The sequence below is a fragment of the Bacillus sp. FDAARGOS_235 genome (genome assembly GCF_002073415.2).
Lineage (GTDB): Bacteria > Bacillota > Bacilli > Bacillales > Bacillaceae_G > Bacillus_A > Bacillus_A toyonensis.
The window spans coordinates 4145668-4158059 of record NZ_CP020437.2 but is presented as its reverse complement, the minus strand read 5'-3'; the positions used below and the strand labels follow the sequence as shown (position 1 = coordinate 4158059).

At 37.3% G+C, this 12392-nt stretch carries 13 protein-coding genes; all 13 read right to left on the bottom strand.

The features are described 5' to 3' along the window. Positions 1-59: 59 nt before the first annotated feature. Positions 60-782 (bottom strand): amino acid ABC transporter ATP-binding protein, encoded by a 723-nt coding sequence (locus tag A6J74_RS23755; RefSeq protein WP_000590222.1) that lies wholly within the window; start codon positions 780-782, stop codon positions 60-62. Further along, positions 775-1434 (bottom strand): amino acid ABC transporter permease, encoded by a 660-nt coding sequence (locus A6J74_RS23750; protein WP_001046918.1) that lies wholly within the window; start codon positions 1432-1434, stop codon positions 775-777. Before A6J74_RS23750 ends, A6J74_RS23755 begins: the two co-directional genes overlap by 8 nt. A 36-nt stretch (positions 1435-1470) precedes the next feature. After that, a complete protein-coding gene (locus tag A6J74_RS23745; protein ID WP_000735465.1) occupies positions 1471-2250 on the bottom strand; it encodes a transporter substrate-binding domain-containing protein in 780 nt (259 codons plus the stop codon). Between the two features lie 250 nt (positions 2251-2500). Next, positions 2501-2914, bottom strand: a complete 414-nt coding sequence (locus tag A6J74_RS23735; RefSeq protein WP_001979317.1) for a BrxA/BrxB family bacilliredoxin — start codon at positions 2912-2914, stop codon at positions 2501-2503. 143 nt (positions 2915-3057) lie between these two features. Then, a complete protein-coding gene (locus A6J74_RS23730) occupies positions 3058-3465 on the bottom strand; it encodes a YjdF family protein (protein WP_002044836.1) in 408 nt (135 codons plus the stop codon). A gap of 119 nt (positions 3466-3584) precedes the next feature. Beyond that, complete coding sequence (locus tag A6J74_RS23725) at positions 3585-4049, bottom strand: NUDIX hydrolase (RefSeq protein ID WP_000542539.1); 465 nt, start codon at positions 4047-4049, stop codon at positions 3585-3587. Between the two features lie 70 nt (positions 4050-4119). Next, positions 4120-4824, bottom strand: coding sequence for a DUF421 domain-containing protein (locus A6J74_RS23720; RefSeq protein WP_000550952.1), 705 nt, complete (start codon positions 4822-4824; stop codon positions 4120-4122). 99 nt (positions 4825-4923) lie between these two features. Then, positions 4924-6102 (bottom strand): FtsW/RodA/SpoVE family cell cycle protein, encoded by a 1179-nt coding sequence (locus A6J74_RS23715; protein WP_000831188.1) that lies wholly within the window; start codon positions 6100-6102, stop codon positions 4924-4926. A 340-nt stretch (positions 6103-6442) separates the two neighbouring features. Beyond that, positions 6443-7756 carry a dihydrolipoamide acetyltransferase family protein gene (locus A6J74_RS23705; protein ID WP_000257669.1) on the bottom strand — a complete coding sequence of 438 codons (1314 nt, stop codon included), beginning with the start codon at positions 7754-7756 and terminating at the stop codon, positions 6443-6445. A gap of 15 nt (positions 7757-7771) precedes the next feature. After that, a complete protein-coding gene (gene bfmBAB, locus A6J74_RS23700; RefSeq protein ID WP_000290072.1) occupies positions 7772-8755 on the bottom strand; it encodes a 3-methyl-2-oxobutanoate dehydrogenase subunit beta in 984 nt (327 codons plus the stop codon). A 13-nt stretch (positions 8756-8768) separates the two neighbouring features. Further along, positions 8769-9770 carry a 3-methyl-2-oxobutanoate dehydrogenase subunit alpha gene (gene bfmBAA / locus A6J74_RS23695; protein WP_000852549.1) on the bottom strand — a complete coding sequence of 334 codons (1002 nt, stop codon included), beginning with the start codon at positions 9768-9770 and terminating at the stop codon, positions 8769-8771. Positions 9771-9797: 27 nt separating this feature from the next. Next, positions 9798-11219, bottom strand: coding sequence for a dihydrolipoyl dehydrogenase (gene lpdA, locus A6J74_RS23690; RefSeq protein WP_000090439.1), 1422 nt, complete (start codon positions 11217-11219; stop codon positions 9798-9800). A 4-nt stretch (positions 11220-11223) separates the two neighbouring features. Beyond that, positions 11224-12327 (bottom strand): butyrate kinase, encoded by a 1104-nt coding sequence (gene buk / locus A6J74_RS23685; protein ID WP_000056190.1) that lies wholly within the window; start codon positions 12325-12327, stop codon positions 11224-11226. Positions 12328-12392 lie beyond the last annotated feature (65 nt).

The window sequence follows — 12392 nt, the reverse complement described above, 5'->3', positions numbered from 1 at the left end:
AAAAAAAGGATGACACAATGTCATCCTTTTCTACTTATTATTCACATAACCTTTTCATATTACAATATTTTTTGTAAAAATTGTTGCGCACGTTCACTTTTTGGTGCTGCAAAAAATTGTGCTGGCGGACTGTCTTCTACAAGGTTTCCTCCGTCTAAGAAAAGAACGCGATCTGCCACCTCTTTTGCAAATCCCATTTCATGCGTAACAATCGCCATCGTCATTCCTGTCGTCACTAATGATTTCATAACTTCTAGCACTTCTTTCACCATCTCTGGGTCTAGCGCTGATGTTGGTTCATCGAACAGCATAACTTCCGGTTCCATCGCTAAAGCTCTCGCTATCGCTACACGTTGCTTTTGTCCCCCTGAAAGGCGATTCGGATACGTATCTTTTTTATTTAACAAGCCTACTTTTTCTAAAAGTTTCTCGGCTTTCTTTTCAGCCTCTTGTTTCGTTACTCCTTTTACATTGATAGGAGCATACGTAATATTTTCTAATACAGTCATATGAGGGAATAGGTGAAAATGCTGAAATACCATTCCTACATTTTCACGAACGTGCATTATATTCGTTTTCGGATTCGTTACTTCTTCCGTTCCAATCCAAATGCGACCATTTGTCGGTGCTTCTAACACATTCATACAGCGTAAAAATGTTGATTTCCCTGATCCGGACGGTCCGATAATTGCAACTACTTCCCCTTTTTCAATCGTTGTTGTAATGCCTTTTAATACTTCGTTTTTCCCGAATGATTTATGAAGGTTTTCAATTTTAATCACTTTTTTTCATTCTCCCTTCAATTGCCTTCCCGACTAATGTAAGAATAATGACTAGCGTATAGTAGATCAGACCAACAAATAGTAGCGGCTCAAGATATTTAAACGTTTCACCGCCTACAATGTAAGCGCGGCGCATTAAATCCGTCGCACCTATTACTGTGACTACAGCAGACTCTTTCGTAAGCGTCGCAAACTCGTTTACAAGTGCCGGTAATATATTTTTTAAAGCTTGGGGAAAAATAATATTTCGCATCATTTTTCCATATGGAATTCCTAAAGCCATCGCTGCTTCAGTTTGTCCTTTATCAACCGCTTGAATGCCGGCACGGATGACTTCTGACATATATGCACCTGAATTCAAACTAAATGCTAGTACAGCCGCTAAAAAGGCCGGTATCTCATAACCAATTATTTGCGGGACACCAAAATAAATAATCATTAATTGCAATACAAGTGGTGTACCACGGAAAATTGATGTATAAAGATCTGCCGCTATATTTAATGCTCGTATTCTAGCAATCTTACAAAGTGCTAATAACGTTCCTAAAATAAATCCTGCTAAAGCTGATACTGCTACAATTTTCAAAGTAACTTCTAGCCCTTTTAATATATACGGTATCGAAGGCGTAATCGCCGAAAAATCCAAGTTCATTCTTTTCATTCCCTTCACAGAAAAGTGAAAGGCAGCTTATTTTCCGCTGCCAAACCACTTCTTCACTAATTTATCCATTTCTCCGTTTTCTTGCATTTTTTTAATCACTTTATTAAATTCAGCTGTTTTATCACTATTTTTCGGAAGGGCAATTGCTGCTCCTACTTCTTCTGGCGCTTCTTTAATTTCAATTCCTTGTAAATCTTTCATTTTCTCTAAATAATTTTTCGCTACTGTATCTTCTAAAATCGCCGCATCAAAACGACCCGCTTTAATTTCTTGTACAATTTCTGGTATACGGTCACGTCCCTCAGCTTTGAAATCAACTTGTTTTTTAAATTCCGCCGCCTTCTCTTCTTGAATAGATCCTGTTTGTACCCCTACTTTTTTCCCTTTTAAATCTTCTACTGATTTAATGTTAGAATCCTTTTTAGAAACAATCATGTTTTTCGCAACAAAATATATATCTGTAAAATCTACATTATTTTTACGCTCTGCCGTTGGCGTCATACCTGCCATTACAAAATCAACTTTTCCTGAGCTAAGAGACGCTAATAAACCACCAAAATCCATATCTTTCACTTTCACTTCATACCCAAGTTCTTTTCCGATATACTTTGCAATATCAATGTCAAAGCCAATAATTTCCTCACTCTTTGAAGCTTCTACATATTCATAAGGTTTATAGTCTGCTGAAGTTCCCATTACAAGTACTTTCTTATTTCCTTTTTCTTCTTTTACGTCCCCATTACTACACGCACTAAACATACTTACAATTAAAATAAGTGCAAACGATATCGATAATAACTTCTTCATCTTTCTTCCCCCTAATAATGTATATTTAAAAGTTTAATAGAATATTTATTCGATGTTTGTATTGTATCAGCAGTTTTATTTTTATGCAATATATAAAATAAAAATAAATTAAATAACATTAAATAACGCATTCTTAATGCATAAAAAACTGCATAATAAAACAAGATGATGTATATTCCATCGCTTTGTATAATTAATAAAAAAAGGCGGTACACCCACTTAATCGTGGGCGTACCGCCTTTTCACTTATCTATAGTTCTTCACAATTCTCTTCAAAATACGATTGTAATTTCGCAATAACTTGCATCGGTTCATGACCTTCAATTTCATGACGTTCTACCATCGTTACAATTTTTCCATCTTTTAATAAAGCAAATGATGGAGAAGAAGGTGGATACCCTTCAAAATATTCACGAGCTCTTGCTGTTGCTTCTTTATCTTGACCTGCAAACACCGTTACAAGATGGTTAGGACGTTTATCATAATGTACGGAATGCGCAGCAGCAGGGCGAGCAATACCACCTGCACAACCACATACAGAGTTTACCATTACAAGTGTTGTACCATTTCTTTTAAACGCTTCTTCAACTGCTTCTGGTGTCGTTAATTCTGTATATCCAGCAGAAACGATCTCTTCACGCGCTTGACGAACAACATCATTCATAAAAAAGTTAAAATTAATCAATCTTTTCCCTCCTCTAAATCTACCTATTTGTATCTTACCAGTTAATGTTTATGAAATACAAGTAAGTTTACTTGTATTTAAGCATAGAAAAGGTGTTAGAGCTCTTGCTCTAACACCTTTTCTCAATGACCACGATGTTTTTGCTTTGCTTTTTGTACTTTTATAAAACGTTTTCTCTGCTTTTCAGCTTCCCGTTTCTCTTTAGATTGCACTTTCTGTTCTTGTTTATGCAGTTCATAAGATAAACTAATTGCTTCTTGTGCCTTTGTAAAACGTTTTACATTTACTTCTTTTGCCGCTTCTCGTATGATACGTTTTATATTTTTTGGACGCTGTTTTTCTTTAACGTCCACACCACATTTTGCAACGTGCTGGAAATATGCTAACATTGGACCATTCACAAATATAAGTACTTCCTCGTCTGAAGGTTCCATTCCAAAAATATACCTCGCTCCATACAATTTCCCTTTTTCTTTATGCGTAATAATTCCTACAAAAAATTGACCGTCGTGATATACTGTCAAATCCATTGACAGCCCCTCCTTTAATAAAATTAGAAATATTGGACATCCCGGAGGGGAAGGTTACTGACATGAAATCATGCGTCTGGACTACCGACCAGAGCTGTGTTTTTATATTTCTTTCATTATTATATATTCATTTCCATAATTTTCATATATTCAACAATCATTTTTTTATGCGATCCAACAATATAGTCAGGTAGCTCCGTTACTGGAAAGAATTTAAGCTGAACCGCCTCCTCTTTATTCATAACAAAATGTCCTTCGTATTCATCCGTATAATAAGCTGTCGTTACAGATTGAAATTCATCACCGTTTGCTAATTTTGTAAAGTAGTTCGCTCCAGAAAACACATTGATTAATCGTAAGTTCTTTACTTCTATACCTGTCTCTTCATATACTTCACGGTAAGCTGTTTCTTCTGGTGATTCACCAAGCTCCATGAGCCCGCCAGGCAGCCCCCATTTTCCATACGGTTCTGTTCGTTGTTGCAATAATACATCTCCATGTTCATTTATAACGAGTACAACAGCACCAACTAAAATTAAAGGGCGATGACCAACTATTTTTCGTAATTCTTCTACATATCCCATCGTATCGCCTCCTTTTTCGTTGTCCACACTATTGTATCATATGTATGAAACGACAAAATGCGTATATTTTTCATTTTTTTAACAAAATATTTATTTTATGTGCTTCATCTACTGTAGCTAACATAATAGATTCGACTTCTGTACTCTCCTCTAGAAATTCTCTCGCCCACGCTTCTGTTTTTCCTAATAAAGCAAGAACATCTTTCTGAATCCTCCCATCCTTTACTAATACAAAAGAAACTGGAGATTTTTTTCCCGCCACTTTAAGATCAAGTCGCGAAACTGCTTCATATTCTGGATATCTAAATATAGAAACGACACCGTTCGCTTCCCATAATGCTAATTTGATTGTTTGAATATCGCTCACATTTCGCATACGAAGTTCCGAAAATAAATATTCCACGGTAATTCTCGCTTTTTTCAAATTGCTAAAATCAATGGAACCATTGTGTATAAGAATGATAGGTGCTGGCTCTAAAAAACGTCTCCATCTATCCCATTTCAGCATTAAAACTGAGCTTATAATATGAAGTACAACGAGTATGAACGTTGTAATCATCGAACCGAGTAACCCTACTTTTTCATCAGACAATGCGTTAGAAATATTCCCACCAAGCAATAGCACTAATACAACATCTAAAAAACGAAGTTGTGCGATAGATCTTTGCCCCATCGCTTTCGTAACTAATATTAAAAATACGTATGCTATTATAGCCCGTACAACCCATTCCATATTTGAAAGGTGCCGTGCCCCTTCAAAAATATGCATATGCATCATTCGCACCCCATCTCAAACTGCTAGTCTGTTTTAGTTTGCAACGTTTAAGAGCATATATGTAAAAAAGCTAGTTCGTTTTTACACGAACTAGCTTTTTTACTTAACTGAAAACATATATTTTTTATACGTTTTCCGTACCGATAATATGAGACCCATCATAATCATATTCGAGAACAAGGAACTTCCCCCATACGATAAGAAAGGCAATGCAATCCCTTTTACAGGCATTAATCCAACGATCATACCGATGTTTTGGAATATTTGAACCGTTAATATCCCAATTGATCCAGCACATAATAATGTACCGAATAAATTATCAGCAGAATAACCAATAATAATTGTTCTATATAGTAGTAATAGGAACAAGAACACAACTAACGCTGCTACGATAAATCCACCTTCTTCGGCAATTGTAGCGAAAATAAAGTCAGTATGCTTCTCAGGGATATAGACGTTCCCTTCGCGAAATCCTTTCCCTTCCATACCGCCACTACCTACAGCTAAAATCGATTGCTGCGTTTGATAACCTTGATCTGTATGTTCAAATGGATCTAACCAACCTAAAATACGTGATTGTTGGTGAGGTTTTAGTAAAGTAACTAACTTATTAAAGAAGAAATCCTCATACCTTACGTAAATAAATATTAACGTAGTTAATATGGTGACTGGAATAACTGTACATAACGCTATCAATTTCTTCTGAATACCTGACATAAATAAAATACATGCAATGGCAGCAGCATATAAGAACACCATCCCTGTATCCGGTTGGCTATATACAACAGCCATAGGCGGGAGGGATACTAGCACGATTTTACCTACTAATTTTAAGTCCGTTTGGAATGTCCTTGCCATATACTGTGCATTATGTTTCACTGCTATACTTGCTACTACGAGAAGCAATGAAATTTTGAAAAACTCAGACGGCTGAATTTGTCCAACTAGCGGAAATACAAACCATCTTTTTGCACCTAATTTTTCAGGTGTGAAAGTGGAAACTGGTAATATTTTCAAAAGAATAAGTGAAGCAAATCCAACGATATAAAGTGGCCAAGACAATTTTTGTAATTGATCTAGGTCAATGCTTGCAACAAGCAATAACAATACAACCCCAATTATGTAGTTCAAACCCTGTTTCATCGCAAAGTTTGCCTCTCCATATTGGCCAGTTTGCTGACTGCTATATATAGCAGCTATACTCGTAACACATAGTGCACACAAAATTAAAATTAATTTTACATCTAAACTTTTTAGAAACTCGGTACTTCTTTTCATGACATCCTCCTGAAACATTGTTACAGCAAAATAAAAAACCAGGAGTCAACATTCTTCATGTTTTGACGACTGATTACACATTATCTATAAAACACTTATATAGAATAACTCTCTTTTTCATACAATACAATATATTATACTACAGTTTCGTCAGTAAGATTTGCCAAAAAAATTATTCTTTTCTTATTTTATATCCATATACCATATATCAGCAATGTATTTTCATAAATTCCTAATACATAATCGTTCATTGTAAGATTACTGGGAAAGATATTATACATATAGTAGGTTGTAGATGAAGAAATAAGATGATAAAAAGCTCGCATAAGCGAGCTTTTTATTAATATACAGATGTATTATTTTCTGACGTATTTTCTAAAATTTCTTTTACACGTCCTAAGAACTTACCACAAATTAAGCCATCTAGTACACGGTGATCAAGTGATAAACATAAGTTAACCATGTCACGAGCACCGAACATACCGTTATCCATAATTACTGGGCGTTTTACAATTGATTCAACTTGTAAAATAGCCGCTTGAGGGTAATTAATAATACCCATAGATTGAACAGAACCAAATGATCCTGTGTTATTAATTGTAAATGTTCCACCTTGCATTTCGTCCGCTTTTAACGATTTCGTACGTACTTTTCCTGCAAGCTCTGTAATTTCACGAGCGATACCTTTAATCGTCTTCTCATCCGCGTGTTTAATTACTGGTACAAATAGTTCTTCCTCTGTTGCAACAGCGATAGAAAGGTTAATATCTTTCTTCTGAACGATTTTATCGCCAGCCCACATAGAATTGATTTGAGGATACTCTTTTAACGCTTGTGCTACTGCTTTTACGAAGAAAGCAAAGAACGTTAAGTTAAAGCCTTCGCGCTTCTTAAAGTCACCTTTAATTGAATTACGGTATGACACAAGGTTTGTCACATCTACTTCAATCATCATCCAAGCGTGTGGCGCTTCATGTTTACTACGTAACATATTCGCTGCAATTGCTTTACGCACACCTGTTACTGGAATTTCGATATCGCCAGGCATTGTCGGTACAGAAACTGGTTTCGCAGCTTCTACTTTTTGCGCTACTGGCGCTGCTTTTGATGCTTCTGGGCGCGCTTCTACTACTGCTACAGCTTCCTCTTTTTTCGCACCTACTTGCGGAATGTTTCCAGATTCCACTAGTTTTAAAATATCTTTACGAGTGATACGACCATTTGCTCCCGTACCTTCTACTAAATCTAAATCAACGTTATGCTCGCCCGCAAGTTTTAATACCGCTGGTGAAAAACGTGGTTTTCCATCAGTTGGTTGTTTTACTTTCGGCGCTTTTTCAGGCGTAGTTACTTCTGCCTTTGGTTCTTCTTTTGTTTTTTCTTCTACAGCTGTTGCTGCTACTTCATCCGCGCCTTCTACTTGAATGACACAAACTACTTCACCTACAGCTAACGTATCACCTTCACCAGCGATTAACTCTTTCACAATACCAGTGAAAGAAGATGGTACTTCTGCATTTACTTTGTCAGTCATTACTTCTGCAAGCGGATCATACTTATTTACGTGATCGCCAACATTAACGAGCCATTTACTAATTGTGCCCTCTGTAACGCTCTCCCCGAGCTGAGGCATTGTAATATTTTCTACAGCCATGTATAGTCCCCCCGATTAAAATTCCGCAAGTTCACGCATTGCTTTTTCAACTTTATCTGGATTTACCATAAAGAATTTTTCCATTGTTGGTGCATATGGCATTGCTGGAACATCTGGGCCTGCAAGACGTGCAACTGGTGCATCTAAATCAAACAGACAATTTTCAGCGATAATTGCCGCCACTTCACTCATAATGCTTCCTTCTTTATTATCTTCTGTTACAAGAAGAACTTTACCTGTTTTAGAAGCAGCTTCTATGATTGCTTCTTTATCTAATGGATACACAGTACGTAAATCAAGAATGTGTGCAGAAATGCCATCTTGCGCTAACTTCTCAGCTGCTTGAAGAGCAAAGTGAACACATAATCCGTAAGTGATAACAGTAATATCATCACCTTCACGTTTTACATCTGCTTTTCCGATTGGTAATACGTAGTCATCTTCTGGCACTTCACCTTTAATTAAGCGATAGGCACGCTTATGCTCAAAGAATAGTACCGGATCTTCATCACGAATTGCAGCTTTTAATAAGCCTTTTGCATCATATGGTGTAGAAGGGATAACAATTTTTAAACCTGGTTGGTTTGCAAACATCGCTTCTACAGATTGTGAATGATACAATGCACCGTGAACCCCCCCGCCAAATGGCGCACGAATTGTAACTGGACAAGTCCAATCATTGTTAGAACGATAACGAATTTTTGCTGCCTCAGAAACAATTTGGTTTACTGCTGGCATGATGAAATCAGCAAACTGCATTTCAGCGATTGGGCGCATACCATACATTGCCGCACCAATTGCTACCCCAGCAATTGCAGATTCTGCAAGCGGTGCATCAAGTGCACGATCTTCACCAAATTGATCGTATAAACCGTGTGTCGCTTTAAACACGCCACCTTTTTTACCAACATCTTCTCCTAAAACGAATACTTTCTCATCGCGTTCCATTTCTTCGCGCATTGCTAATGTAATAGCATCAATATAAGACATTACAGCCATGAAACGTTCCCCCCTATTCTGCGTATACGTGCTTCAATGCATCTTCAGGTGCTGCATACGGAGCATTTTCTGCATATTCTGTTGCTTCATTTACGATATGCATAATTTCGTCTAACATTTGTTTTTCAAATTCCTCAGTTAACACGCCAGCTTCTTTTAAATAAGCTGCAAATGTTATAATTGAATCTTTTTTCTTTGCTTCTTCTACTTCTTCTTTATCACGATAAACACGATCATCATCGTCACTAGAATGTGCTGTTAAACGATATGATACTGTTTCAATTAAAGTTGGACCTTCACCACGTCGGCCGCGGTCTGCTGCTTCTTTTACAGCTTTATATACTGCAAGCGGATCGTTTCCGTCTATTGTATATCCAGGCATACCGTAACCAATTGCACGATCTGATACGTTTTTACATGCTAATTGTTTTTCAACCGGAATAGAGATTGCATATTTGTTATTTTCACACATGAAAATAACAGGTAGTTTGTGTACACCAGCAAAGTTTGCCCCTTCATGGAAGTCACCTTGGTTTGAAGAACCTTCTCCAAATGTAACGAACGTTACTAAATCTTTCTTCTCCATTTTTCCAGCTAACGCAATACCAACTGCATGTGGTACTTGTGTTGTTACTGGAGATGAACCTGTCACAATACGATTTTTCTTTTGACCGAAGTGACCAGGCATTTGACGACCACCAGAGTTTGGATCTCCAGCTTTCGCGAAAGCTGACAACATAAGCTCTTTAGCTGTCATACCAAACGCTAGTACAACACCCATATCACGGTAGTATGGTAATGCATAATCTTTCTCCCTATCAAGAGCGAACGCTGCTCCAACTTGTGCAGCCTCTTGTCCTTGACAAGAAATTACGAATGGAATTTTACCTGCACGGTTTAATAACCACATACGTTCGTCAATTTTACGTGCAAGTAACATCGTACGGAACATTTCTAATACTTGCTCATCACTTAAGCCAAGCTCTTCATGGCGCTTTTCTTTTACTTCTGCCATTTTTCATAACCTCCTAAATCCACATTTTTATGCGTGTAACGCTCTTCCATCTACAGCAAGTGCTGCTTCACCAATCGCCTCAGATAATGATGGATGCGGATGAATTGTATGTGCTACTTCCCAAGGTGTTGCATCAAGTACTCTTGCAAGACCAGCTTCAGAAATCATATCTGTTACGTGTGGTCCAATCATATGAACACCAAGAATGTCATTTGTTTCCTCATCAACTACAAGCTTTACAAAACCATCAGATTCTCCGTATACAAGCGCTTTTCCAATTGCGCGGAATGAGAACTTACCTACTTTTAACTTATAGCCTTTTTCTTTCGCTTCTTGTTCTGTTAAACCGACAGAAGCAACTTCTGGACTGCTATATACGCATTTTGATACCATAGAGTAATCAATTGGCGTAACTTCTTTCCCTGCAATATGTTCTACTGCAACAATTCCTTCGTGAGAAGCAACGTGAGCAAGTTGTAAGCCACCGATTACATCTCCAATTGCGTAAATATGAGATTCTTTCGTTTGATAAAACTCATTTGTTTGAATGTATCCTTTTTCCACAACGATATCCGTATTCTCTAAACCAATATTTTGCGTATTGGCTTGTCTTCCTACAGATACAAGCATTTTTTCTGCTTTAAATTCTTTATTCTCACCGTTGTGTTCAGCTTGAATTGTTACTCCATTATCTTTTACCAATGTTTCTGGTAATACTTTTGCACCAGTCACCACTTTAATACCTTTTTTCTTGAACAGACGTTGCATTTCTTTTGAAACGTCCTGATCTTCTAGTGGTAAAATCGTTTTCGCATACTCTAACACTGTAACTTCTACACCGAAGTCAGCAAGCATAGATGCCCACTCAATACCAATTACACCGCCACCAACGATAATGATCGAACTAGGAAGCGTTTCCATTTTTAGGGCATGATCTGAAGACATTACATACTCTCCGTCTAACTCTAAACCTGGTAATGAATTTGGACGAGAACCCGTTGCAACAAGTACATTTTTTGGAATTAACATTTCATTCTCTTCTCCACTTGCAAGTTCAACTGAAATTGTCCCTGGCATCGGAGAAAAAATAGACGGGCCAAGAATACGACCAATACCTTCAAACACATCAATTTTACCTTGTTTCATTAAATGTTGAACACCTTTATGAAGCTGCGTTACAATCTTCTCTTTACGCTCTTGTACTTTTGCAAAGTTTAGTTCTACATTACTTGCAATAACTCCGAACTCTTCGCTTTTTTTAGCAGTTGCGTATACTTCCGCACTACGTAAAAGAGCTTTACTAGGAATACATCCTTTATGCAAACAAGTACCACCAAGATTTTCTTTTTCAACAAGTGCTGTTTTTAATCCTAGTTGTGATGCGCGAATTGCAGCAACATATCCACCTGTACCGCCGCCAACGATGACTAAATCATATTCTCTTGCCATTATCTCAACCCCTAGCTACTGTTTGTTTTTCTCTTACCACATACTCTTTCGGCGCTTCTTCTTCACGTAATACACGAAGTGCTCCTTCTGCTAACGCTTCTAACTCATCTTCCCCTGGATGTACGATAACATCTGCAATCCAATCCACTCGTTCTTTTATTTCATCAACAAGTATTTTACTGTATGCAAGTCCACCAGTTAATACGATTGCATCGATTTTTCCGTGAAGTACAGCACTAGCTCCGCCAATCTCTTTCGCAACTTGATATGCCATTGCTTTATAAATAAGAGTTGCTTCAGGATCGCCTTTTTCAACCATTTGTTCTACTTTAATTGCATCATTTGTACCGATAAGACTTACAAGTCCACCTTGTCCGACAAGTTTTTTAACCATTTCGTCTCGGTAATACTCACCAGAGAAACACATCTCAACTAATTGTCCTACTGGTACTGTACCAGCACGCTCTGGACTAAATGGTCCTTCTCCGTTTAAGCCATTATTAACATCGATAACTTTTCCTTTTTTATGAGCACCAACTGTAATACCGCCGCCCATATGTGTAACTAATAAATTTAAATCCTCGTATTTGTGGTTTAATTCTACAGCCACTTTACGAGCAACTGCTTTTTGGTTTAATGCATGGAAAATACTTTTACGTTCCATACCAGCAATACCGCTTATACGAGCAATCGGTTCCATTTCATCTACAACGACAGGATCCACAATGAATGCTGGAATATTTAATCCAGAAGCGATTTCATATGCTAAAATGCCTCCAAGATTCGAAGCGTGATGACCGCTAAATCCATTTTTCAAATCTTCTAACATTGCATCGTTTACTGTGTATGTTCCGCCTTCTATTGGACGAAGTAATCCACCACGCCCACAAACAGCGTTCAATTTTGAAATGTTAATACCGTGAGAATGTAAAACTTCTAATATTGTTTCTTTTCGAAACTCATATTGGTCGATAATTCGTTTATATTTCCCAATCTTTTCTTCATCATGACGAATTGTTTCTTCTAAAACAGGTCTTTCATTATCAAAAACACCAATTTTTGTGGATGTACTACCCGGGTTAATAACAAGAATTCGATTTAAGGACAATGTTGCTACCTCCACTAATAAATTCAAAAGGACGTGGAAACCTCATAAGAGGTAACCACACCTTT

Coding starts and splice junctions, on each gene's coding strand:
- A6J74_RS23750 (WP_001046918.1), bottom strand. CDS start 1,434: ATGAACTTGGATTTTTCGGCGATTACGCCTTCGATACCGTATATATTA.
- A6J74_RS23745 (WP_000735465.1), bottom strand. CDS start 2,250: ATGAAGAAGTTATTATCGATATCGTTTGCACTTATTTTAATTGTAAGT.
- A6J74_RS23735 (WP_001979317.1), bottom strand. CDS start 2,914: ATGAATGATGTTGTTCGTCAAGCGCGTGAAGAGATCGTTTCTGCTGGA.
- A6J74_RS23730 (WP_002044836.1), bottom strand. CDS start 3,465: ATGGATTTGACAGTATATCACGACGGTCAATTTTTTGTAGGAATTATT.
- A6J74_RS23725 (WP_000542539.1), bottom strand. CDS start 4,049: ATGGGATATGTAGAAGAATTACGAAAAATAGTTGGTCATCGCCCTTTA.
- A6J74_RS23720 (WP_000550952.1), bottom strand. CDS start 4,824: ATGCATATGCATATTTTTGAAGGGGCACGGCACCTTTCAAATATGGAA.
- A6J74_RS23715 (WP_000831188.1), bottom strand. CDS start 6,102: ATGAAAAGAAGTACCGAGTTTCTAAAAAGTTTAGATGTAAAATTAATT.
- A6J74_RS23705 (WP_000257669.1), bottom strand. CDS start 7,756: ATGGCTGTAGAAAATATTACAATGCCTCAGCTCGGGGAGAGCGTTACA.
- bfmBAB (WP_000290072.1), bottom strand. CDS start 8,755: ATGGCTGTAATGTCTTATATTGATGCTATTACATTAGCAATGCGCGAA.
- bfmBAA (WP_000852549.1), bottom strand. CDS start 9,770: ATGGCAGAAGTAAAAGAAAAGCGCCATGAAGAGCTTGGCTTAAGTGAT.
- lpdA (WP_000090439.1), bottom strand. CDS start 11,219: ATGGCAAGAGAATATGATTTAGTCATCGTTGGCGGCGGTACAGGTGGA.